22 protein-coding genes are annotated in these 24250 nt (G+C 61.9%); all 22 read right to left on the bottom strand.

The window, feature by feature from the left end; genetic code table 11:
• Positions 1–7: 7 nt before the first annotated feature.
• Positions 8–1393, bottom strand: coding sequence for a phenylacetate--CoA ligase family protein (locus tag F3K02_RS22630; protein ID WP_177138199.1), 1386 nt, complete (start codon positions 1391–1393; stop codon positions 8–10).
• A 34-nt stretch (positions 1394–1427) separates the two neighbouring features.
• Complete coding sequence (locus tag F3K02_RS22625; RefSeq protein WP_177138197.1) at positions 1428–2177, bottom strand: ABC transporter ATP-binding protein; 750 nt, start codon at positions 2175–2177, stop codon at positions 1428–1430.
• Between the two features lie 4 nt (positions 2178–2181).
• Positions 2182–2985: an ABC transporter permease gene (locus F3K02_RS22620; RefSeq protein WP_177138640.1), complete on the bottom strand. Its 804-nt coding sequence runs from the start codon at positions 2983–2985 to the stop codon at positions 2182–2184.
• A 31-nt stretch (positions 2986–3016) separates the two neighbouring features.
• Positions 3017–4465 (bottom strand): mannose-1-phosphate guanylyltransferase/mannose-6-phosphate isomerase, encoded by a 1449-nt coding sequence (locus tag F3K02_RS22615; RefSeq protein WP_177138194.1) that lies wholly within the window; start codon positions 4463–4465, stop codon positions 3017–3019.
• 9 nt (positions 4466–4474) lie between these two features.
• Positions 4475–5602 (bottom strand): glycosyltransferase, encoded by a 1128-nt coding sequence (locus F3K02_RS22610; protein WP_177138192.1) that lies wholly within the window; start codon positions 5600–5602, stop codon positions 4475–4477.
• A gap of 66 nt (positions 5603–5668) precedes the next feature.
• The gene (gene rfbC / locus F3K02_RS22605) at positions 5669–6214 is read right to left on the bottom strand and encodes a dTDP-4-dehydrorhamnose 3,5-epimerase (protein ID WP_177138191.1); all 546 of its coding nucleotides are present in this window, start codon (positions 6212–6214) and stop codon (positions 5669–5671) included.
• Between the two features lie 3 nt (positions 6215–6217).
• Positions 6218–7108, bottom strand: a complete 891-nt coding sequence (gene rfbA / locus F3K02_RS22600; protein ID WP_177138189.1) for a glucose-1-phosphate thymidylyltransferase RfbA — start codon at positions 7106–7108, stop codon at positions 6218–6220.
• Entirely contained in the window at positions 7105–7992 is an 888-nt protein-coding gene (gene rfbD, locus F3K02_RS22595; protein ID WP_177138187.1) for a dTDP-4-dehydrorhamnose reductase, read from the bottom strand. The genes rfbA and rfbD overlap by 4 nt, the downstream gene beginning before the upstream one ends.
• Positions 7989–9053, bottom strand: a complete 1065-nt coding sequence (gene rfbB / locus F3K02_RS22590; RefSeq protein ID WP_177138185.1) for a dTDP-glucose 4,6-dehydratase — start codon at positions 9051–9053, stop codon at positions 7989–7991. The genes rfbD and rfbB overlap by 4 nt, the downstream gene beginning before the upstream one ends.
• Positions 9054–9109: 56 nt before the next feature.
• Entirely contained in the window at positions 9110–9772 is a 663-nt protein-coding gene (locus F3K02_RS22585) for a hypothetical protein (RefSeq protein WP_177138183.1), read from the bottom strand.
• Positions 9769–11361 (bottom strand): glycosyltransferase family 39 protein, encoded by a 1593-nt coding sequence (locus F3K02_RS22580; protein WP_177138181.1) that lies wholly within the window; start codon positions 11359–11361, stop codon positions 9769–9771. Before F3K02_RS22580 ends, F3K02_RS22585 begins: the two co-directional genes overlap by 4 nt.
• A gap of 31 nt (positions 11362–11392) precedes the next feature.
• Positions 11393–12352, bottom strand: coding sequence for a lysylphosphatidylglycerol synthase domain-containing protein (locus tag F3K02_RS22575; protein ID WP_177138179.1), 960 nt, complete (start codon positions 12350–12352; stop codon positions 11393–11395).
• 42 nt (positions 12353–12394) lie between these two features.
• A complete protein-coding gene (locus tag F3K02_RS22570) occupies positions 12395–13456 on the bottom strand; it encodes a glycosyltransferase (RefSeq protein ID WP_177138169.1) in 1062 nt (353 codons plus the stop codon).
• Positions 13457–13722: 266 nt separating this feature from the next.
• Complete coding sequence (locus F3K02_RS22565; RefSeq protein WP_218179555.1) at positions 13723–15306, bottom strand: ArnT family glycosyltransferase; 1584 nt, start codon at positions 15304–15306, stop codon at positions 13723–13725.
• A gap of 11 nt (positions 15307–15317) precedes the next feature.
• Positions 15318–16844 (bottom strand): hypothetical protein, encoded by a 1527-nt coding sequence (locus tag F3K02_RS22560; RefSeq protein WP_218179554.1) that lies wholly within the window; start codon positions 16842–16844, stop codon positions 15318–15320.
• A gap of 170 nt (positions 16845–17014) precedes the next feature.
• Positions 17015–17968 carry a glycosyltransferase family 2 protein gene (locus F3K02_RS22555; RefSeq protein WP_177138165.1) on the bottom strand — a complete coding sequence of 318 codons (954 nt, stop codon included), beginning with the start codon at positions 17966–17968 and terminating at the stop codon, positions 17015–17017.
• A gap of 15 nt (positions 17969–17983) precedes the next feature.
• Positions 17984–19150 (bottom strand): nucleotide sugar dehydrogenase, encoded by a 1167-nt coding sequence (locus F3K02_RS22550; RefSeq protein WP_177138164.1) that lies wholly within the window; start codon positions 19148–19150, stop codon positions 17984–17986.
• Between the two features lie 18 nt (positions 19151–19168).
• On the bottom strand, positions 19169–19765 hold the full coding sequence (locus tag F3K02_RS22545) for a hypothetical protein (RefSeq protein ID WP_177138162.1): 597 nt from the start codon (positions 19763–19765) through the stop codon (positions 19169–19171).
• A 48-nt stretch (positions 19766–19813) separates the two neighbouring features.
• Entirely contained in the window at positions 19814–20239 is a 426-nt protein-coding gene (locus F3K02_RS22540; RefSeq protein ID WP_177138161.1) for a GtrA family protein, read from the bottom strand.
• The gene (locus F3K02_RS22535) at positions 20236–21195 is read right to left on the bottom strand and encodes a glycosyltransferase (RefSeq protein WP_177138160.1); all 960 of its coding nucleotides are present in this window, start codon (positions 21193–21195) and stop codon (positions 20236–20238) included. The genes F3K02_RS22540 and F3K02_RS22535 overlap by 4 nt, the downstream gene beginning before the upstream one ends.
• A gap of 2 nt (positions 21196–21197) precedes the next feature.
• Positions 21198–22151 carry a UDP-glucuronic acid decarboxylase family protein gene (locus F3K02_RS22530; RefSeq protein WP_177138158.1) on the bottom strand — a complete coding sequence of 318 codons (954 nt, stop codon included), beginning with the start codon at positions 22149–22151 and terminating at the stop codon, positions 21198–21200.
• Between the two features lie 265 nt (positions 22152–22416).
• Positions 22417–24237 carry a GDSL-type esterase/lipase family protein gene (locus F3K02_RS22525; RefSeq protein WP_177138156.1) on the bottom strand — a complete coding sequence of 607 codons (1821 nt, stop codon included), beginning with the start codon at positions 24235–24237 and terminating at the stop codon, positions 22417–22419.
• Positions 24238–24250: the final 13 nt, after the last annotated feature.

Here is a 24250-nt window from a genome sequence, read left to right as displayed (position 1 = left end):
GGGGCAATCAGGGGGTGACGACGTGGCGGAACTTGGCGTGCCGGCCGACGCGGACCAGATCACCGTGTTGCACAAACTCGACCCGGAAGGCGCTGGGCCAGAAGGCCTCGACCCGACTGGCGATGTGCGCTTCGTTGCCATGGCTGTCCACCACCACGCGCAGCGTGGGGGGCGACGAGCGCAGGTCGATCTGGAATTCCTGGATGCCGCCCACGCGGTGGTCCAGCACGTCCTGGATGTGGTGCGTGGCGTGGGGCGTGCCGTTGATCGGCACGATGTCGTGCAGGCGGCCCACCACCTCGGTCAGGAACAGGCCGTTCACCCGTTGTTCGACGCGGCCCAGGTCGCCGCTGCGGTAGCGCAGCAGCGGCATCAGGCGGTTGCGGAACGAGGTGAACACCAGCTCCTGATGGCCGTCGGGCGTGTTGTCGGTGGCGAGCGATTCGCTCCAGCCTTCGGAGTCGAGCAGCTGCATGCCCTGGCCCCGGCCACCGTCGAGGTCGTAGGCCATCACGCCGAGTTCGGCCAGGCCGTAGCGGTTGACAACCCGGCACTGCAATACCTCGGCGATCTTCTTGCGCTGGTAGTCTTCCATCAACTCGCCGCTCGATTCGAAAACGGCAAAGGCCTTGCCCTTGCCTTGCGTCTTCTCGATGTGGCAGGCCAGCGCATAGATGGTCGACGGGTGACCGTGCACCAGGTAGGGCCGGCGCCGCTGCAGCGTGGCCCAGATTTCATCCAGACCCGCCGCATCCAGAGCGCCGAAAAAGATGTTGCTGCGGTTCATCGCAAAACACTTGAAGTCTTCGCGCGACGGCCAGGGCGGCACCGGGTCGCCGGGGAAGCGGCAGGCGAAATGCAGCTCGGACTGGCGTTGCGACTTGCCCGCCATCTTGCGGCAATACAGCACCACGGCCGCGGCGTGATCGGCGGCGATCTGGTCGTATTCGATGACGCAGGAGAGACCGGTCGAGCCTCCGGTCTTGCAGGTGAAGTGGGGGGCCTCGGCCAGTGGACGGGACAGCAGGCGATCACCCTGTTCGCGGATGATGTCCTTGGTCAGCAGGGGAATGTCCTGCAGGTAGCCGATGTCCGTGCGCAGCCGTTCGGGGTCAAAGCCGATGCTGCCCAGCGTATCCTTGTAGTAGGGCACGGCCTTCATGGCGAAAGCGACGGTGTCCGCGAGCTGCTGCCGGGCCAGGCGCAGGCGCTCGGCGAAGGGCTTGCGGTAGTGGCGGTGCAACTCGGCCAGCTTGCCGCGCACCTGGCGCTGCTCCATGCGCTCGGCCACCGGGTAGGCCAGGTAGGCGCTGGTCAGGCCCTTCAGTGTGCGTACGGGCTGGCGGCCGGAGAGCCATTCCAGGTAGGGAAAGATGGGGTGGTCGGCGTTCATGGCAGGCGACTGAGAGGAACCGGTCCGGCCGGCTTCAAGCCAGCGTGGGCGCCGGGTTGCTGGCCTGGCCCAGCACCTCGCTGGCCACGATCTTGCCGTGCTCCAGCTGCAGCTTCTTGTTGCAGACGTTGTCGATCAGCTCCGGGTTGTGCGAAGCGATCACGAGGATGGAGGCGTTGTCAACCAGGGCCTTCAGGCGTTTGGCGGCCTTTTCCCGGAAGTCGGCATCGCCGACACTGAGCCATTCGTCCATGAGCAGGATGTCGGCCTGGATGCTGGTCGAGATCGCGAACGTCAGGCGCAGCATCATGCCGCTCGAATAGGTGCGCACCGGCAGGTTCAGGTATTCGCCGAGTTCGGTGAAGTCGGCGATTTCATCGATCTTGCTGCGGATCATGCTCGGTTTGAAGCCGTTCATGATGCCGCGCAGGTAGATGTTTTCAAACCCGGTGGCGTCCGGGTCCACACCGGTGGAGACGTCGAGCAGGGACGCTGTCTTGCCCTTGATCTTGAGCTGGCCGCGCGTGGGTGAATAGATGCCCGAGAGCACGCGCAGCAATGTGGTCTTGCCCGAGCCGTTGTGGCCCACCAGGCCGACGCGGTCGCCGTCCTTGAACTCGAAGTCCAGGGCGTCGAGGGCGCACACCACGGGGTGGTTGCCGGCGTCGTTGCCGATGGTGCCCCCGGTGGTCAGGTGCAGCACCTTCTTCTTCAACGAGCGGTGCGAGTTTTCAAAAATCGGGAACTCCACGGTCAGCTGCCGGGCGGAAATGCTTGTGCTCATGGGGTTACAGCCAGTAAGTCAGACGGTGGCGCGCGCGCTGCATCAGGTATTGGGCGGCGACAAAGCCCACGATCAGGAAACCGATCGACCACACCCAGGATTGCAGGTGGATCGGGGTGCCCAGCACCGGTGCCCGGACGATTTCGATCAGGTGGTAGAGAGGATTGAAATGGGCGATCCAGGCGCGATCCTGCAACAGCTCGGGCGACCACATGATGGGCGTGAAGAAGAAGGCGACCTGGAGGAAGTTGGTGACGATTGGCAGGATGTCGCGGTAGCGCACGCACAGGATGCCGAGCAGAACCCCCATCCAGACACCGTGCAGCAAGAGGATCAGCAGGCCGGGGATGATCAGCAGGAACGTGATGCCGGGCCAGTGGCCGATGGCCAGCAGGAAGAGGATCACCACCGGCAGGCTGTGCAGCAGGATGCAGAAATTGCGCCAGACGATGCGACAGACATGGATGCTCAGCGGCATTCGGATCTGTTTGATCAGAAAGGCCGAATTGATCATCGAGTTCGCGCCCTCGGTGATGACGGTCGAGACGTACTGCCAGATCACCAGGCCCACGCCCAGGTAGGGCAGGTAAGTGACGATGTCCTGCTTGAGCAGGGTGGAGTACAGCACGCCGAGCACACCGATCATGATGAAGGTGCTCAGGGTGAACCAGAACGGACCCAGCACCGAACGCCGGTAACGCTGGCGGATGTCGTGCCAGCCCAGGGCCGACCACACGTGCGCATTGCGCAGCCCGACCCAGATGTCGCTGCGCCCGTCGTGTTCGTACCAGGCGTCGTCGTGGCCCATGTCCAAGGGTGGGGACTGGCTCAAGGCCGTATCAGTTTGTTCTGCCATAGATGTCTTCAAATCGCACGATGTCGTCTTCACCCAGGTAGGAGCCGCTCTGGACCTCGATCATCACAAGCGGATCCGGGCCGGGGTTGTGCAGACGGTGCTTGTGCTCGGCGGGAATGTAGGTGGATTCGTTGCTGGCCAGGCGGAACACATTTTCGCCGTTGGTGACTTCCGCCACGCCGCTGACCACAATCCAGTGTTCGTTGCGGTGGTGGTGCATCTGCAGGCTCAGGCTCGCACCCGGCAGCACTTCGATGCGCTTGAGCTTGTAGCGGGCCCCTTCGCCCAGCACGGTGTACGTGCCCCAGGGCCGCGCCACCGTCTGGTGCAGCTGGTACGCCGGGTGCTGTTTCTGCTTGAGCAGACTGACCACCTGGCGCACATCCTGCACGCTGTCGGCGTCCGACACCAGCAAGGCATCGGGGGTGTCGACGATGATCAGGTTGCGGGTGCCCACGGTGGCGACCAGGCGCTGGTCGGCGTGGATGTAGGTGTTCTGGCTGTCGATGAAGATGCTGTCTTCGTTCGACCGGTTGTTGTCGGCGTCGCCCGGTGTCAGGTCGCGAACGGCCGTCCACGACCCGATGTCCGACCAGCCGATGTCGGCCGGGATCACGGCCACCTGGTCCGAATTTTCCATCAGGGCGTGGTCGATGGAGATGGACGGCACCTGGGCGTACAGCGCGTCAGGAATCTCCAGTCCCTGCCCACTGCCCCCTGTCTGGCCACGCATGGCCGCGTAACACGCCTGGCAGGCGGACAGGACCTCCGGTGCGTGCAAGCCCATTTCATGCAGGAAGGTGTCGACCTCGAAACAGAACATGCCGGCGTTCCAGAGGTACTCGCCCGATTGCACGTATGCCGTGGCCGTCGCCAGATCGGGTTTTTCGACAAAGCGGCTCACGGTGTAGCCCGGGTGCAGCGGTTCACCGGTCTGGATGTAGCCGAAACCGGTTTCCGGACGGCTGGGCTGGATGCCGAAGGTGACGAGCCGCTTCTGGGTGGCCAGCACGGCGGCCTGTTGCACGGCCTCGGCAAACGCTTCCACCTGGCCCACCAGGTGGTCGGACGGCAGCACCAGCAGCAGCGATGGGCCACCCATGTGTTCAGCGGCATACAGCGCAGCCATCGTGATGGCCGCGGCGGTGTTGCGGCCATTTTTCTCCAGCAGGAACACACAGCCGCTGGTGTCCGAGACCGATTGTTGGAGGGTGTCGCGGCTGGAAAAAAAGTAGTCCCGGTTGGTCACGGTGATGGAACGATCCGCCCCACTCGTCTGTTGCGCGCGCAGATAGGTCTTCTGCAGCAGGCTTTGGCCGTCGGGCATCAGCATGAACGGTTTGGGGTGCGCCTCGCGCGACACCGGCCACAGGCGCGTGCCTGTGCCGCCGGAAAGGATCACGGGAATGATGGGCTGAAGTCCAGGGGTCATGGCGTGGGTTCAGTGTGGGGTGACGGACTGGTACAGCGCCGCGTACGACCGGGCCATGATGGCGCCTGTGAAGTGCTGCTCGTAGCGCTGGCGTGCCCGGTGGCCCATGGCCTGGGCCTCGACGTCATCGGCGATGAGGCGGTTCATCGCCGCTGCCAGCGATTCGGGATCCTCGGGGGGGACGACAAAACCGGTTTCCAGATGCTGGTTGATGAAACTGGTGCCGGTGCCGATGTCGCAACTGATTTGCGGTTTGCTGTGCATGGCGGCTTCGAGCAGCACCATTCCGTAGGCCTCGGATCGCAGGTGTGAGGGCAGTGCCAGTGCCGTGCAACGGCTGAGCAACTCGTGCTTCTCGGCTTCACTGACCTGACCGGCAAAGACCACGTTGTCGAGTCCCAGGCGGGCGACCTGCTGGCGCAGGTTCTGGTCTTCCGGGCCACTGCCCGCCAGCACGATGGTGCCGCGGGTGTGCTTCGCCGCTTCGACCAGGACATGCAGGCCCTTGTAATAGCGCAGCACACCCAATGACAGGATGAACGGCTGATCCGTCAACCCGAGCCGGGCCACTATGGAGTCCGCGCCGTCGTCGACCGCCAGTGGCAACGCATCGTTCATCCCCAGCGGGATCACCTTCAGTTGCTCTGCGCTCACCAGTTGCCGCAGCACCGGGCTGGTCTGTGCATAGGCCGGCGAGGTGGCGACGACGGCATCCATGCTGCCAAGCGTGTGCCGCATCAGCGGGTAGTACAGACGACCCAGCACCCGCTGCTTGACGATGTCGGAGTGGTAGGTCATGACTTTGGGCCTGCGCGCTGCCGGCATCAGATTGAGCAGGTCGGCAAATGGCCAGGGAAAGTGGAAATGCAGCACATCGGCCCACCGGGCGAGCTGGTCGAAGTGGCGAAACGCTTCGGGTCCACCCAGGTCGCAGGAGGCGGGGGCCCAGTACGAACGCGAGCGGTGCACCATGCCTTCGGCACGGGACAAGCTGGCCGGGAGCGGGGAGGGTGACAGCGTGAACACCGCTGACTCGATGCCGAGTGGTTGGCAGCCGGCACAGATTTGCTGAATCGCTTGTTGCAACCCGCCCGGTGGATCGGGGTAGTACGTGCGATAGACATGCAGAACTTTCATGGTCTTCGGTATCGCACTGGACTCAAAACGGGATGCAGTTCGATAGCGCTTGCCCTTGTGGTGGAATCAGTCGAACAGGTCGGCGTTTTTCAGCAGGGCACCGGCCTGGTCCTTGCCGGACAGCAAGGGCGCGGCATCGGTCGGCCACTGGATGCCGATGTCCGGATCGTTCCAGACGATGCTGCGCTCGTGGGCGGGCGCGTAGTAGTTGGTGGTCTTGTACAGAAATTCTGCGGACTCGCTCAGCACCAGAAAACCGTGGGCAAAACCTTCCGGTATCCAGAGCTGGTGTTTGTTTTCGCCGCTGAGATGGGCACCCACCCATTGACCGCAGGTCGGTGAGGAGCGGCGGATGTCCACCGCCACGTCAAAGACCTCGCCTTGAACAACGCGCACCAGCTTGCCCTGGGCCTGCTGGATCTGGTAGTGCAGACCGCGCAGCACGTGGCGCGCGGACTTGGAGTGGTTGTCCTGCACGAAATCGACCTTGCGGCCGACGGCTTCTTCAAAGCGCAGCTGGTTGAAGCTCTCGAAGAAGAACCCACGATCGTCTCCGAAGACCTTGGGCTCAAACAGAATGACGTCCGGAATGGCGAGCGGTGTGGCTTTCATGGCTTATCGCACGTCTTCCCGCAGGATCTGTTGCAGGTACTGACCGTAGCCGTTCTTTGACAGGGGCTTGATCAGGGCTTCCATCTGCCCGGCATCGATCCAGCGGTGCCGGTAGGCGATTTCTTCGGGGCAGGCGACCTTGAGGCCCTGGCGCTTTTCCAGCGTGGCGATGAACTGGCCCGCTTCGAGCAGGCTGTCGTGGGTGCCGGTGTCCAGCCAGGCGTAGCCCCGGCCCATCACCTCCACCTGCAGCTTGTTGGCTTCCAGGTACAGGCGGTTGAGATCGGTGATCTCCAGCTCGCCGCGGGGGGACGGTTTAAGGTCCTTGGCCAGGCGGGCCACATCGTTGTCGTAGAAATACAGGCCCGTGACCGCGTAGTTGCTTTTGGGGTGCTTCGGCTTTTCTTCCAGGCTCAGCACCTTGCCCGACGGGTCAAATTCGGCCACGCCATAGCGCTCCGGGTCGGTCACGTGGTAGGCGAACACCGTGGCGCCTTCGGTGCGCTGACCGGCGTTGTGAAGCAAGGCGGCGAAATCGTGGCCGTAGAAGATGTTGTCGCCGAGCACCAGGGAAGAGGGGCTGTCACCTATGAATTTTTCACCAATCACGAAGGCCTGGGCGAGGCCGTCCGGGCTGGGCTGGACCGCATATTCCAGGTTCAGGCCCCACTGGCTGCCGTCGCCCAGCAGCTCCTGGAAGCGGGGCGTGTCGTGCGGTGTCGAAATCACCAGGATGTCACGGATACCCGCCAGCATCAGGGTGCTCAAGGGGTAGTAGACCATCGGCTTGTCATACACGGGCATGAGTTGCTTGCTCACCGCCTGTGTGACCGGGTAGAGGCGTGTGCCGGACCCGCCAGCCAGGATGATGCCTTTGCGTTGAGAGGTGCTCATAAGATCTGTTGCAGTATGTGGTTCAAGCCTTGCTCCCAGTGGGGTAATTCCAGGGCGAAGCTGCGTTTGAACCTGGACGAATCCAGCCGGGAGTCCCGTGGACGTTTGGCCAGTGTGGGGTAGGCGTCGGTGGTGATGGGCATCACCCGGTCCGGGCTCGTCCGCAGTTCGTAACCCTTGATTGTCGCCTGTTCCAGAACGTACCGGGCGTACGCGTGCCAGGAGGTCTCGCCAGAGGCCGTCACGTGGTAGAGCCCGAAAGGAAAAGAGGCGTGGTCGGACTGCTGGAGCTGGCGCACCAGATGGGCCGTGAGATCGGCCAGCAGCGCAGCCGACGTGGGGGCGCCGATCTGGTCGGACACCACGCGCAGCTCGCTGCGCTCTTGGGCGAGCCGCAACATGGTCTTGGCGAAGTTCTGTCCATGCGCCCCGAACACCCAGCTGGTGCGCAGGATGAGGTGCTTGGGACAGGCCTGCCTTAGCGCGATTTCTCCCAGGAGCTTGCTGCGACCATAAACCGACTGCGGCTGGGGGGCATCGTCCTCGACATAAGGCGCCCCTTTCTCACCGTCGAACACGTAGTCGGTCGAGAAGTGGATCACCGGTGCGCCCAGCCGATGCGCTTCTTCGCCGAGCACGCCGGGCGCCACGGCATTCACGGCCATGGCTTTGTCCGCATGGGACTCGGCCAGATCCACCGCCGTGAACGCCGCAGGGTTCACCACCACCTGCGGTCGGACCCGGCGCACCAGCTCGCGCACGGCTTCGCTGTCTTCGAGGTCGCAGTCGCTGGAGTCGACCGCAAACACCCGACCCAGCGGCGCCAGCGACCGCTGCAGTTCAAAGCCCAGCTGACCATTCTTGCCGGTCAGGAGAATGTTCATGCAGCGGCACCGTATTGCGTGCCGATCCAGTTGCGGTAGGCACCACTTTGCACATGGGCCACCCACTCGGGGTTGTCGAGGTACCACTGCACCGTCTTGCGGATGCCGCTTTCAAAGGTCTCGACCGGCTTCCAGCCCAGTTCCGTGTGGATCTTCCGGGCGTCGATGGCGTAACGGCGATCGTGACCCGGGCGGTCTTTCACGTAGGTGATCTGTTCGTTGTAGGGCTTGCCATCGGCCCGCGGGCGGAATTCGTCGAGCAGGGCGCAGACCTTTTGCACGATCTCGATGTTGGCCATCTCGTTCCAGCCACCCACGTTGTAGGTTTCGCCGGGCTGGCCCGCTTCCAGCACGCGGCGGATGGCGCTGCAATGGTCCTTCACGAACAGCCAGTCGCGCACCTGCTGTCCATCGCCATAGATCGGCAGGGGCTTGCCCTGCAGGGCATTGACGATCACCAGCGGGATGAGCTTTTCGGGGAAGTGGTACGGGCCGTAGTTGTTGGAGCAGTTGGTGGTCAGGACCGGGATGCCGTAGGTGTGGTGGTAGGCGCGCACCAGGTGGTCAGACGATGCCTTGGATGCCGAATACGGGCTGTTCGGCGCGAAGGGGGTGGTCTCGGTGAACGGCGCATCGTCGGGGCCCAGGGTGCCATAGACCTCATCGGTGGACACGTGCAGGAAACGGAAGGCGGCCTTGTCGGCGTCGCCCAGCGCTGTCCAGTGGGCACGCACCGACTCCAGCAGGTTGAAGGTCCCGACCACGTTGGTCTGGATGAACTCGCCGGGGCCATGAATCGACCGGTCCACGTGGCTCTCGGCTGCAAAGTTCACCACGGCGCGGGGGGCATGGTCTTTCAGCAGCTGGTCAACCAGTGCCCGGTCGCCGATATCGCCCTGCACGAACACATGCCGTGCGTCGCCTTGCAGGTTCTTGAGATTTTCGGGGTTGCCGGCGTAGGTCAGCTTGTCCAGATTGACCACGGCCTCGCCGCTCTGGGCCAGCCAGTCAATCACAAAGTTCGATCCGATGAAGCCAGCGGCCCCTGTTACCAAAATCATGGGTATGTCCTTGAAGGTGAGTCTCTGGAGTGGAGGTGGAAGCGCGCCCAGGCGCTTCAGGAACGGGTTCTTGAGAAAGATTGCACGAACACGATCGCAAGCACCAGGCTGACGATCAGGTTGATGACCACGAAGGACATCCACTGGTGCCTGGAAATGGGTTGCCGGACTTCGAGCGTAAAGGGGAGGGACAGATTGGATGCGACGCCGTCGATCTCGGCGGGGGCCCCCTTCTTGTGGGGCGTCATGATCACCCGGGCGATGTTGGTCTGGGAGGGCGATTCGGCTGAAATCTGGATGGAAACCTGCTGGTCCTTCAGCTGGCCCAGCGTGGTGTCGTCGAAGCAGATGCGACCAAAGTCGTCCTTGATCACGGCCGTGCTGAGTACCTTGACCACATTCAGGTTGTCGCCAACCAGGGCCAGTTTGAAGGGCACGTGCTTGAAGTGGGGGAAGTTCTTGTCCAGGAACAGCGACAGGCAGATGGGCCGATCCAGGAATTCGTCACGGAAATTGATGTGACCCATGTCCATTTTCTGGCTCAGCAGAAATGACCCGCCGAACGGCCCCACAGGTGAGATGGCGGTGATTTCCTTCTGGTCCAGCACCATCGTGTTGCCGAAGTACGGCACCTTGTCTTTGCTGAGCGACCAGGTCAACGCGGCAAACCCGGCGAACAGCGCCGCAGTGAGCAGCAAGGTCTTGATGAGTTTGCTCATATCCGCACGAATTGGAAGAATGGGATCACATAGGTGGCATAGGCGTTGACATAGGCCCAGCCCATGCCCAGGCAGATCACGAACAGCAGTTGCGCCTGGTACCGGAAGGTCTTGGTGGCGAGCATGAACGAAGCCAGCAACAGGGGGACAAAGGGCAGCAGGTAGCGCCCCTGAATGCCGTGGGGTGATCCCGTCAACAGGATGGCCTTGTAGCCCTGGTAAAACAGCAGTGCCACGAACAGCGTCAGCAGCAGGGGGCCATAGGCGGTCAGCCGGTGTTGAGGCTGGTCGCTCGTGAACACGCTGGCGAGCCCCAGAAAGCCGGCAAACGCCAGCAGAAAGCTGGCGCCAAAAGGCAGTGCGGTCACCCTCCATGCGGAGTTGTGGCTGTTCATCAGCGCAAAGGCCACGCCAGCTGTGCCCAGCGTGAACAGCAAGACAAAGAGCAGCTTGCGAACCGACCCGTTGCCCAACAGGGAAGACGCCCATGCCTGGAAGCTGATCCAGCCTTTCGGCTCTGGACGAACGGCCGTCGCGCGCCAGGCGTTTCGCGCGATGGCCGCCAGCAGCGCCAGCACGCAGACCAGCGCCAGTGCGGTGAACACCCAGTAGGACGGGCCTTCCACCCGGAACAGCTTGACGCCGTGGCACAGGCGTTGAACCTGTTCTGCGGTCTGAGGTGTCTGGCAATAGCCCGAAAACCCGATCAAGGCGTAGAAGTGGTACAGCAGCCATTCGAAAAACGGCTGCTGGCGGAAGAAGTCCAGGAGGGTGTAGTCAAAAACCTTCTGCTTCAGGTGCGACCCATGGATGAAAAAGGGATCGCCAAAGTGGTAAATGTTCCGCCGCATCCACCACAGCGCGGTGCTGACCGACAGCAGCGACACAGCGAGCGCATGCCCGATCCACAACAGGCCCCGTTTGCGCATCTCAAACAACAGAATGCCCACGTAGGCTGCGATCAGAATCCACGCCGTCATCTTGGTTGCCCCGGCGCAGGCCAGCCAGAACGCACACGCGTAGGCGTGCCGGATGTGACCATCCACCACATATTTCACCAGGTAGAGCGTCGCCAGGGCGCTCATCAAGGTCAGAAACAGATCGTTGGAAATGCCCGAGGCGAGGTGGGTCACCATCGGAATGAATCCGATCAGTGAGGCACCGGCCAGGGCCGTCCCTTCGGCGATGCCCAGAAACGTCAGCATCCTGAACAGGACGAGCACCAGCAAGCCGAGCGACAAGGCCGACACCAGCCGCGCTGCACGCGAGAGGATCTGTTTGTCTTCGGTGAATTGGTGAGCGATCGCGTAGGGAATGGCGGCGATGCCGTAGTACAGCGGGGGGTGCTGGACGATGTAGTTTTTCCGGTGGTGATCGACCACGCCTTCGATGTCGCGCCAGATGGTGGGCGGTATCTCCGCCTTGCCCAGCAGGGGGAATGGCCGCCCCTTGGTCATGTCCACCACATAGGCGTAGTGCCCGGTTTCGTCTGGCAGATCACCAGGCGGCGTGACAAAAATGGCCAGGAACACGGCCAGACACGCAAACAGGGTTGCCACCAGGTACGCAGGCCAGGGTCTGTTGTTCATGGTGGGACTTGTGGACGACAAAGGGTCGGTTTCAGCGGTGGTTCTGTACGGGCGGCGGCGACATTTTCAGGCTCACCATGCCCAGCAGGAAGGCCAGCCCGTCACCCAGGATGGAGGTGACGCGCATTGTGACGGAAATGCCCAGGGTCGCGCCGGCGCCAATGACCGGGGTGAACAGCAGCAGCATCATGGCCTCGCGCACGCCCATGCCACCCGGCGATCCGGGCACCACGTAGCCGATGATCCAGGCCACGCTGAACAGCAGGGCAAACAGGAAGAAGTTGCCCCCGTGGGCCTGAAAGACCGACGTGGCCTGCAGTTTGAGCACGGCGCCCAGTACGAACAGGTTGAACAGGATGATCCCGCCCACCACCAGGCTGGTCACGACCCGGGGGGGCTTGACCAGGGATCCGCCACCGAGCTTCAGGCTCAGCCGGGGAAACACCCGGTTCATCACCATGATGCCCACCGTGGGCGCGGCCACCGACACCAGCAGCAGTGCGACCAGCATTTCGGTCGTCGCGAAGCTGTCTTCCAGAACCGACTCGAACCCGCCGATGCCCAGCGCTAGTGCCAGCAGCGTCAGCGCCGCACCCACGATGATGTTCCAGATGGTCTCGATCGAGGTGGTGGCCACCGTCACGCCCATTGGAATGCCCTGTTCCTTGCCCAGCACCGCCCGGCCGGCGAAATGGCCCACATTGCCCGGCAGGTATTTGCCGATCTGCGAAACCGCCACCATCTGCCAGACGTGCAGCAGCGAGACATGCACATCCTGATCCCTGAGCAACAGGCGCCAGTTGAGGGCGATGGTGAGGGTGTTCAACGCTGTGACCAGGATCGACAGCACCAGCGTCAGGATGATCGCGAAGGACCAGTCTATCGGCGGAATGTCGGCCAGATGCCGGTTGAGTTGCAGGCCGAAATAGACCACCGCAACGGACACCAGCCCATACGAGACGATCTTGAAGAGGACTTTTTTGAGGTTCATGCGGTAGCCAGGCCGACCCAGCGACTTCTCTGGTGTGTGGGCTCAGGCCTTTTTGCTCACGACTTCATTCAGGATGGCTTCCAGTCCTTCACCAAGCTTCTGAATGGTGCCGTGTTCGAGAAAGCGCCGATGACCGTTTTCGGCGATCTTTTGGCGCAGGCCTTCATCGCGCTGGAGCTCGAGGATGGCATCGGCGATCGCACGGGGGCTGGCGGCGTCCACCAGGTACACGCTCTCCTTGTGCTGCAGCAGCTCCTGAACCGGTGCGTTGCGGCGTGTGATCAGCGGTTTGGCCATGCCGATCGCTTCGTTGACCTTGTTGGTCAGCACCAGCTCGGCCCGCATGTTGTCGCCAAAGATGCCCAGACACACATCGGCCTCCGCCATGTGGGTCGCCAGTCCGGCGTAGGGAACCGGGTCCAGGATCTTCACGTTCTGGACGTTCAGTTCCTTGAGCAGGGCCATGTCTTGCTCAAAGGTCAGGCCACGACCAATGATCTGGAACGCGACATTCTCGTTTTCCAGCAGTTTGGCGGCCTGGAAGATGTGTTTGACGCCATGGAACGGGATGTACTCACCGTGGAAATGCACCAGGAAAGCTTCGTGCTTCTGCTGGCGTTCCCGGGGGTAGATGACGGTGTTGTCGACGGCCAGGAACAGGCGGCGCAGCTTGCTCGTGCTGGAGCGGGCGTATTCGCCGAAGTGGGCGATCACGTGGTTGCTGTCCAGGATGGACACGTTGGCGGCTTTGTACGACAACCAGTCGGACAGGGCGTAGAGCTTGGCTTTCAGCGAACCGGGTCTGGCCTTTTCCCGGTCAAACACCATGGTGTCGTAGGTCGTGATGTACATGTCGAACACGATCGGCTTCCAGGTCAGCAGGCGCACCAGGGGGGTGAGCAGCTGGCCGTAGAAGCCGGTCAAGACGACGTCGTGCCGAGGCGCTTGCAGCAGGGTTTTCAGCAACAGGCCTGGGTAGTGCTTGAACGACTTGTCGGGAGGAAGGCAGGTCGTGACTTCGTGCCCTCGTTCGGTCAAGGCTTTGATGATGATGCGGGTGCGCGAATACGCCAGTTCCCTGCCGGCCACATAGAGAATTTTCATGTTGTCAGGCCAGGGCGATGGCCAGGTTTCGGTGCGTGCGGATGCTCAGGTGTATTTTGGAAGGGCCGGGGAGCAGGGTCGTTCAATGCGAAATGGAGAGCGGTTGTGCGGCGCTGACGCGGGCCCGCCGGTCGGCGCGCAGGGCCATGGATGCCGGGTCTGTGGGGCCTGATCAGCCGGGCGGGGCGTGCCCAGGACCGGTCAAATTCGCACCCCCGATGATACCTTGTCGCCCCCAGCCCACCCGGTCCTTGCGGTACCCGTGCTCAAGGCGCAGGCAGTGTGGCGCGGCGTTTGCCTGCCAAGGCGTGCTGGGTCACCCAGAGCACACTGATGAACATCAGGGGGACCGCGGGTTCGGTGAAACGGGGCAGGTTGTGCGACAGCAAGGCGTACAAGCCCATCATGCAGACCGGCAAGACACTGATGGCCAGAGAGGCGGTCCGGCGTCGCAGCAAGGCCGAGAGGAAAACGCCGAACAGGGCGGCGCCGGCGGCGAGGTTGCTCAGCGTGGTGGCCAGAGGGCCTATGACCTGGTCCTGGGAAAAGGGCAGCGGTGTGTTGGCCATCAGGGCCCAGAAGCCGCGCCAGAACACCAGCAGCGTCATCCTGAGGTGTTGCAGCGGGTGGCTTGCGAACTGTTTCAAGGCCTCGCGCTGCATGATGCGGTCGGCGGTCTCATGTGGCTTGGGGTGTCCGCCTGCAACCAGCATATTCACCAGCTGGCGGTAGATCGCCGCCGGTTTGTAATAGAAGGTGGTGGCCCGTTCCGGCTGCCCCAGGGCCACAGCGGTCTTTTCCTCGCGGATGTAGGCCGGGTCGAAATAGTTCAGCCGGTTCAGCGCGCCGCCGCGCTGCAGGTCTTCAGGCCGAAAACGACCCCAATCCGTTTCGCTGACCAAGCTCTTGTAGAGCGGCGGACCAAAATTGAAATAGGCGTAGCGCAGCTCTTCAGCGCTCATCTGGTTCATCATCGCGCGCTTGAAGCTCACATAGCCGGAGCGTCCCGAGGACACCTCGGCGGTCCCCAGGCGCAACTGGTTGCGCAGTATCCAGGGCGCAACCACGAGGGCGGCGCACAGCATCAGCCACGCAGACGAACGCCCCCAGGCGCGCAGCCAGCCGCCGGGGTGCTGTTCCCGTGCCAGCATCAGGGCGAACAACACGGCCGCCACGGGCGCCACATAAATGAAGACGGCCTTGGTCAGGCACAACAGACCGAGGAACACCCCGGCCAGGGTCAACGACCACCGGGTATTGCTGTGCCGGGATCGCAGCAGAAAGAAGGACGCCCAGAGCATCAGCGTGGCTGCGGGCAGCTCGGTGTAGAGCGAATTGATGACGAAAGGGCTGCCAAAAAACCAGGTGAAGTTCAGACCCAGGCCCAGCAGCACAGCGACCGGGCTGGCCGTGAGGCTGAAAACGATCAAGGCGGTGGCGAGCAGTCCGCCAAAGACCCAGAACAGATTGCCCAGTTTGATGAGACGGGTGTGGGCACCGTTGTGCCAGGACTCGAAGTCGTATGGCTGGTCGGGGTGGAAAAACAGCTTCAGGTAGGCGGCGGTGACAAACGGCGGCAGGGGTTCCCGGAAGCTGGTCGGCACATGGTGTGTGTGCTGGCCGCCGCGTGAAAAATCGCCGTGGTGGTAGAGGTTGTAGCTGATCACCAGGTTTTGCGTCGCATCACCCTTGATGCTGTCGCCCTTGATGTGGTCGGCGGCAAAAAAACTCAGAACGGCACAGAGGACAAAGGTGAGCAACCACCCCAGGAGCGGCATTTTGGGCGGCGCGGGGTGCAAGGCGTTCATCGTTGTGTCGGTGGTCATCAGGGGTGCAGAAGTATCGTGCATGTTCCGCGGTCTCAACGCCGCGACGCTCGCTGGCACAACGACGGAGCCAGTAACCAGAACAGGCTCAGCAACATGAATGGCACGGCCGGCGCAAAAAAGCGTGGCAGGTTTTGGGACACCAATGTGTAGACCAGCATCATCAGAACCGGCAAGGCGGTCATGAAGAGCAGCGGGGTCTGGCGCTGCAGCAGCGCCTTGAAGAAGACGAACAGCAGTGCCAGTCCGGCGGCGGCATTCAGGCCCACGATGAGCGTGGTGCGGAGATGGGCTTCCGAGACAAGAGGCAGGGGGGTACCGGGTGAAAGACACCAGAAGCCACGCCAGAACATCAGCAGCGAGACCTTCAAATGGCGCCAGGGATGGTCGGCGAACTGCTGCAAGGCCACTTTCTGCATCACCTTGTCGGCTGCCAGGGTGGGATGCGCATCGTGTGCCTGCTCGAACAACCGGGTCAGCTGCACGTGCACCGCAGCGGCCTTGCGGTAGAAGCTGATCACCTGCTCGGGGTGACCGGCGTAGAGGGCGCGTGTGTCGTCGACAATGTAATCCGATCGCGCACCGTTCAATCGCGCCAGACGGCCTTCGCGTTTCACCGCTTCGTCGGCTTTGACGTCGAGCCCGGTGCCGGCCACCAGCTGCTTGTAAGGCTGAGGACCAAACAGGTAAAAGCCGGCCTTGAACTCGTCGTCCGTGATCTGGTCGATCATGGCGCGCTTGAGCAGGATGTAGCCGCTGCGGCCGGCCGAGATCTCGGTCGACTGCATTTGCGCGTGGTTGCGCCCGATCCAGGGCAGCACCGTCACGGCCAGGCCCAGGCCGATGTACAGACCGACACGGCTCATGGGTTTCCAGGCGCGCCAGTCGCTGCCGGGCCGTTCGGGCCATTGCTTGATCATCATCGCTGCAATGACCACAAAGGACACCGGCAAAAACAATGCCTTGGTCAGGCAGAGCAGACCGAGGAAGACCCCGGTCAGCAGCAGACGCCAGGCGCTGGGTTGTTGTGCTGCGCGGACCAGCAGGTACGAGCACCAGATCATCAGGGTTCCGGCCTGCAATTCGGTGTAGAGCGAATTGACGATCAGGGGGTTGGTGAAGAAGAACGGTGCACTCAGCAGCGGCGCTGCCAGACTGAGCCAGCGCCGCTGCGACACTTCAAAAAACAGCAGCCAGCTGCCCAACAGGCCCCAGAAGACCCAGAACAGGTTGCTCAGTTTGACAAAGCGGGTGTGCGCACCGTAGTGCATGGACTCGAGGTCCATCGGACTGTGCCGATCGGCAAACAACTGCAGATAGGTCGCCACCAGCAGCGGAGGGACCGGTTCGCGAAAGCTGGTGAGGCCGCCACCGAGCGAAAACTCGCCATGCTCGTAAATGCCTTTGGCAAGGATCAGGTTCTGAGTCGCGTCGCCCTTGATGCTGCTGCCATCGATCTTTTGCGCAGAAAGAACGCACAGGGCCAAGCACCACAGGATCACAAACAGCCACCATCTGCCACTGACGGCTGGCTTCAAGGATGCAATGTTTTTTTCAGTCATGTCGGGCGGCAAACTGTACCCGGGCAAGACTTAAAAAGTGCTTAGTGCGAAACACTGTTCCCGTACGGCACCTTGCGCACGGTCAGACCGTCAAATCCCGATGGTTGGCGTTTCAAGCATTCCCGCTCGCAGATCCGGGCGAGGTCGGGCGGGAGATCCAGGCCTTGGGCTCAGTGCTTGCCGCCGTCCCGGTTCTCCAGCGTGATGGCGCGGATCTCCTCCATCAGCTTGCGGTTGGCCGAGAGCAGATCGGCCACAAAGGCGATCAGCAGGGTGTGAAAACCCATCACCAGCAGCGAACTGGCCAGGATCAGCGACTGGACATGGCCTTCGTAGCCGCCGTCGCTGTTGACGTATTTGTAGAGAAAGCGCAGGCCGATCGCAAAACCGGCGGTGAACAGCACCCCACCGATTGCGCCAAAGAAGCGGAACGGCCGGTAGATGATGAAGACCCGGATGATGGTGACGATGCTGCGCTGGATATACGACGAGATGCTCTTGACCAGGCGCGAGGGGCGCAGGTCGCCGTTGACGCGGATCGGCACCGAGGTGATGGCCATGTTCTTCTGGCCAGCCTGGATGATGGTTTCCAGCGTGTAGGTGTAGTCGCTGAACACCACCAGATGGCGGGCGGCGGTGCGGCTGATGGCGCGAAAACCGCTGGGTGCGTCGGGGATGTTGGTCTTGCTCGCCACCCGCACCACCCAGCTGCCGAGTTTTTGCAGCAGCTTCTTGATCGGGCTGAAGTGTTCGATGGCCTCGATCGGGCGGGCACCGATCACGAAGTCGGCTTTGCCATCAACGATGGGCTGGGTCAGCAGCGGGATGTCGTCGGCGTTGTACTGGTTGTCGGCGTCGGTGTTGACGATGACGTCGGCGCCTTTTTCCAGGCAGGCCTGGATGCCGTTCATGAAACCGCGCGCCAGGCCCTGGTTGCGTGTGTGGCGCACGACGTGGTCGACCCCGTGCCTGAGCGCCACCTCCACCGTCGCGTCGGTGCTGCCGTCATCGATGATGAGCCATTCCACTGAATCAAAGCCGGGCACCTGGCGGGGCAGGGCCGAGAGGGCAATGCCCAGGGTCTCGGCTTCGTTGTAACAGGGGATCTGGATGATGAGTTTCAAGGGGCTTGCCAGGAATCAGTCGCTGCCAAAAAGATCGCGTGTGTAGACCTTGTCTGCTACGTCGGCCAGAGACTCGGATTGGCGGTTCGCCACGATCACGTCGGCCTTGGCTTTGAAGGCGTCGAGGTCGCGCATCACCTGGGTGTTGAAGAACGTGTCCTCGGGCAACATGGGTTCGTAGATCACCACCTCAATGCCCTTGGCCTTGATGCGTTTCATGATGCCCTGGATGCTGGAGGCACGGAAGTTGTCCGAACCGCTCTTCATGATCAGGCGGTAGATGCCAACCACCTTGGGCTTGCGCCGGATGATCTCGTCGGCGATGAAATCCTTGCGCGTGCTGTTCGACGCCACGATGGCCTGGATCAGGTTCTGCGGCACGTCGCGGTAATTGGCGAGCAGCTGCTTGGTGTCCTTGGGCAGGCAGTAGCCACCGTAGCCAAACGAGGGGTTGTTGTAGTGCTGGCCGATACGCGAGTCGAGACACACACCTTCGATGATCTGGCGGCTGTCCAGACCGTGCGTGGCGGCGTAGCTGTCGAGTTCGTTGAAGTAGGACACGCGCATCGCCAGGTAGGTGTTGGCGAAGAGCTTGATCGCCTCGGCCTCGGTCGAGTCGGTGTAGAGGATGGGCATGTCCTTCTTGATCGCGCCTTGCTTGAGCAGCTCGGCGAACACCCGCGCGCGCTCGGTCTGCTCGCCCACCACGATGCGCGTGGGGTGCAGGTTGTCGTAGAGCGCGCGGCCTTCGCGCAGGAACTCGGGCGAAAAGATCAGGTTTGCGGTCTTGTACTGTTCACGCGCCTTCACGGTGAAGCCCACCGGAATGGTGGACTTGATCACCATCACCGCGTTCGGGTTGATGGCCACCACGTCGGCGATCACCGACTCCACCGAGCGGGTGTTGAAGTAGTTGGTCTCGGGGTCGTAATCGGTGGGCGTGGCGATGATGACGTAGTCCGCGCCCGCATAGGCTTCGTGCTTGTCGGTCGTGGCGCGCAGGTTCAGCGCCTTGTTCTTGAGGTAGTCCTCGATTTCGGCGTCGACGATGGGGCTCTGCTTGCGGTTGAGCATCTCGACCTTCTCGGCCACGATGTCGATGGCGACCACTTCGTTGTGCTGGGCCAGAAGGACGGCATTGGACAGACCGACGTAGCCGGTGCCTGCGATTGCTATTTTCATGATGCGAATTCTAAAGTCTTAGCGACAGAGGTAATCAGGCGCCGGATCGCTGCGCCGGAAAGGGTTGGTCAATTGATCGGTGTATTCGCCCATCAGCAGGCGCTGTTTGGGCAGCAGGTTCTGGCGGAAGAAGCGGCCAAAGGATGCGATCCGCTCGCCCTTGGGGGTCAGCTTCACGCAGTCGCCCTGGATCACGATGGTGCCGGATTCGGTTTGTTCGGTCAGCCGGATGTCGACCAGGCGGTGCTCGCGCATGTACTCGGTGGTGAAGACCTGGTTGAACCGGGACAACTGGATGCCTCCGCCCCGCTGCTGCAGTTTTTCCAGGATGTAGAACGAGAGCGAACGGTCGATCACGGTCGGCACGCTGATCGCCATGATGTAGCCGATCAGCACGCAACTGGCCACTTGCTGGAACTTCTCCAGGCCACTGAAGCCGCGCAGCAGCGGGGTGAACAACACCAGCGCGGTCTGCAGACCGACCGCTATCAGCGCGGTCCAGATGGCCGCATAAAAGACCACGTTGACCTTGAAGAAGTTGACGACCAGCAGCCACACGCTGCACAGCAGGGCTAGGTACAGGGCGGTGGCGAAAACCAGTTTGAGAAATTTCATGCCCAGGCTCCTACACCGGCACTCACTTTTTTCGAAATGCAGCCGAACTCAGACACCATGCAGGTCTCGGCTCGGACTGTGAACGGGTGCGGCCTTGAACACCAGGTGTTTGCCGGCGAGGTAGCCCAGCACCACCTGCATGGCCACGGCGATCAGGAATCCGATGTGGTAGTTGAACTTGAGCAGATCACTCCAGACATAGAGCAGGCTGCCATGCAGCAAGGCGATGGCCGCGTAGAGACCGATGAAGCGCAGCGCCTGCTGCAGCAGGTCACCGCCCTGGCGCTGAAAAACGAAATACCGGTTGCCCAGGAATGAGGTGGCGATGCCCAGCGGCGCCGCGAGCAGGTTGGCCAGGCCGGCCGAACCCAGCTTCAGCACCTCAATGCCCAGGCGCAGCGCCAGGTAGTGCACAGCCGTGGCCAGCACGCCATTGATCAGGAAACGAACAAATTGTGCTGAAGGGCGTTTCATCGAAGTCTGCGGGGCAAGGCGGTCGGCAACACCTCGTCGATCAGGTCCTGGTAGGCCGAGCTCATGGTGGTGCTTCCGCCGCGCACGATGCCGGTCAGCATCAGCGTCATCAGGGCCAGTGCGCCGGTTTGCATGAACATCAAGATCAGGATGCCGATGGCGACCGAGAACCAGCCGCGTGACGAATAGCCAATCACCTTCAGGGCCACCGCCGTACCGGCACCGGCCACCGACAGGGCGGCGATCAGGCCACAGGCGATGCCCACGCGCACCAGCACGTCTTCCGCGAACACCATCAGGCCCTTGAAGCCATGCAGCACCAGGCCGACGAAGTTCATCTTGGACTGACCGGCGTAACGCGGACCCCGGTCCAGCGGGCAGACCCCGGTGCGCAGCTTCGACGCCAGCACGGCACCGGCGACGTGGATCGGTAGCTCCTGCATCGCGACCAGGCGTTTGACAGACGCTCGCTTGAGCGCCATGAAATTGCCGAAGCTGATCGGTCGGCCCGTCATGACCTTGAAGACGCGCTTGTAGATGGCGTAGAACAGCTTGAAGCGCCAGGTTTCGACACGGCTCTTGCGGTGCGCTACGGCCACGTCGACGTCGTCGCGCTGGAGCTGTTCGAGCAGCGTGGGGATGGTTGCGGGCATGTCTTCGCCGTCCGAGTCCATGACGACTACCCGCTGGTCGGGTCCGATTTTGTCGGACACATAGGACAGACCGATGGCGATCGCCTTCTGGTGACCCACGTTGCGCTTGAGCTTGATCACCACGCCTTTGACGCCTGCCGCTTCCAGGCAGCCTACATCCAGGGGCTGGCGCACGGATCCGTCGTCCACGGCGACCACAAACAGCCGGTCATTGAACTGGTCGGCGAGTTCCTTGAACAGCCGGCTGCAGGCCTCCACGTCTTCGTAGACCGGTGTGACCACTATCAGATCGTGCTGCTCCATGATCAGCTCTGCAGGAATTGTTTGAAGTAGTGGATGGTTTTTTCCAGGCCCGCATCCAGCTGAACGCGCGGCTCCCAGCCGAGCTCGGCCTGGGCGCGCGCGATGTCGGGCCGGCGCTGCCTGGGGTCGTCCTGGGGGAGGGGTTTGAACACCAGGCGCGAGCGGCCGCCAACCTTGGTCAGCACTGCCTCGGCCAGTTCCTTGATGGTGAACTCGACCGGGTTGCCGAGGTTGATCGGACCGGTCACGCTGTCGGAGCTGGCCATCAGGCGCACAAAACCTTCGATCAGGTCGTCGGCGTAGCAAAAGCTGCGCGTTTGCGACCCGTCGCCATAAATCGTGATGTCCTCGCCGCGCAGGGCTTGGACGATGAAGTTGCTGACCACGCGACCGTCGTTGGGGTGCATGCGCGGGCCGTAGGTGTTGAAAATGCGCGCCACCTTGATCTTGACCCGGTGCTGGCGGTGGTAGTCAAAAAACAGGGTCTCGGCGCAGCGTTTGCCTTCGTCGTAGCAAGAGCGGATGCCGATCGGGTTGACGCGGCCCCAATAGCTTTCTTCCTGGGGGTGGACTTCGGGGTCGCCGTAGACCTCGCTGGTCGATGCCTGGAAGATGCGTGCGCCGGTGCGCTTGGCCAGCCCCAACACGTTGATCGCGCCGTGCACGCTGGTCTTGGTGGTCTGGACCGGGTCGCGCTGGTAGTGGATGGGCGACGCCGGGCAGGCCAGGTTGTAGATCTCGTCGACCTCCACATAGAGCGGAAAAGTCACATCGTGGCGCATCAGCTCAAAGTGCGGGTTGTTCACCAAGTGAGCCACATTGTCCTTGGTGCCGCTGTAGAAGTTGTCAACGCAGAGCACGTCGTTGCCTTCGTTGAGGAGCCGTTCACAGAGGTGGGATCCCAGAAACCCGGCGCCGCCAGTGATCATCACTCTTTTTCGGTTCGTAATGCGCATAGATGGCTGAATGCCTAAAAGTAAGGGCAGAGAGGGAGCGCAGGCACTGGCGACCACCATGTCATCTGAAACGACCCAGGGGGCAGCACCTGGGCCGCGATCTTAGTCCACATGACTTAATGGGTATTGATATACGTCGACCAGAAAGTGGGCCAGTGAAGACCGTTGCATGGCAACGTCAGGGCCAAGAATGCAGACGGCAAGGCAAAAAAACAAGGCACCTCGGAAGGCGCCTTGTGTTGATACCCGAAACATGGTCAGTGTTTCAGAAACGGAGATTGGCCAACAGGTTGATCTGTTGGGTGTCACTGACGCTTTGAAGATCCGCTCCATAGCTGGCCGAAAAATTGACCTTCTTGGAGTAGTCCAGCGAAGCATTCAATCCCAGCAACGTGCTGCGCACGTTGGGGCGCAGGATGGTTTCACGTTGGGTGAGGCCGGATTGATTGGCTTCGGTCATGGCCACCGCCACCGAGCTGCGGCGGAGGCTCTCCGAGTGGTTGATGCCACCGCTGAAATTCAGTTTCCGACCGCTGCTCAGGCGAACCGGCGCGAACTGGAGATCAAAACCGATGCCCGAATACAGATCGTTGGCGGTGGAGCTGTTGTAGTAGGTGGCGGTGGTGTAGAGCGTTTGAGCCCAATACGGATCGAGCTTGTGGGACTGCGCGGCGAATGAAACCCATGGCGTGAAGTTCAGGAACTCATTGCCCATTGGGCGGCGAATCTTCTGCTCGAATGACCAGGTGCTGCCCGTGCCGTTGTTGACGACATTGCGGTTGAGCAACTCGTCGCGAGCATTGTTTTCGAAGTCCAGCCGCAGGTTGGACACTTGCGTTGTCAACAGGAAATCGCTGACCGGCTGATGCCAGTAGAGGGTTGAGGCGCTGGCGTTGAATTTTTGCAAAAAACGTTCATCGCTGCTGGCAAGCCCCTGCTCGCTGCCATTGCGCGTGTAGGCGAAACCAAAGTTGCCTGGTGTGCCGAACACCCCGGCACCTCCAGCGAAGTTCAGTGCGATGCCTTTGGGAGCAGATCCGCTGGTCGTATTGGTCACGCCCTGGCTTGCCGGGGTAGTGAAGCGGTTGGAAGCCACCGAACTGGACGAGTTGTCACCCAGGGCGCCGATCGGAATGAGATTGAACCCCTGGGCCATGGTGTGGCCCGGCGACTGGCTGGCGTAGCTGAGGATGCCACGGTCCACCTCGGAGCCGAGGCGGGTGGCACTGGAAGCCCCTGCGCTCAGGGTGTTGGCCCAGTTCCATCCACGGGTCAGGTAGTGTTCGTACACGCGTGAAATGATCTGCTGTCCGCGCGATCCGAAGTGCGTGGTGTCGTTGAACAGGGCGTCGATGGCCGAGCGCGTGGAATCGGGGGTCTTGACGTTGGTGAAGCCGAACGCCCCCGGATTCTCGAAAACGCGTTCAAATGCCGTGTACATGTCCACGGCGATCACGTTCTCATGGGCGTTGGCCAATCCGGCAATGTAGTTGTTCCACGCCACCACCTGGGGATGGGTTGAGGACTGGATGCCCGGGTTGCGGCTCCAGTCATGGAGCTGTGTGAGGAAGAGTCTGCTGTTGGTGTTGGCGGCACCCATGCTGATGAGCCGGTCAACCCCTTGGGTGTAACTTCTCCGTGCGCCGGTCAGGTTGTCGGGACTGCCTGCTTTGTTGATGTCGTTGTGGCCCAGGTAGACGATGGTCAGGTCCGAGTCGGCCACCACGTTGTTGTTCCTGGCCACCATGGTGTCGATCTGGCGGTTGAATGACTTGTAGTTGGCGTCAGCTGCCCGCGCGCCGCCGATCGCATAGTTGTCCACGATGTCGGTGCTGATGGCTCCCCGGAGGTTCTGCACCCAGTTGCCGGTACGGCGCGAGTTGGTGAAATTCAGGTCTGAGTAGCTGTCCCCGAACACCCGCAGCTCGTGGATGTGAGGTTCCGTGGATTTTGAGGCAGTGGTCGCGATGAACGGATTCGGGACAGCAGCTTCTTTCGAGCCGCTGGCGCAGCCCATCAAAGCCAGTGCAGCAAATACGGATGCAGCCAAAGGCGTCAACCTGGCGATGCGTTCGGGAGAGAACATGGGTGGATTCCTG

Origin of the sequence: Hydrogenophaga aromaticivorans, from assembly GCF_013387465.1 — a bacterium.
GTDB classification, from domain to species: Bacteria; Pseudomonadota; Gammaproteobacteria; order Burkholderiales; family Burkholderiaceae_C; genus Hydrogenophaga; species Hydrogenophaga aromaticivorans.
Note: the sequence above shows the minus strand (reverse complement) of the source record. Positions and strands in the feature narration are given on the sequence as shown.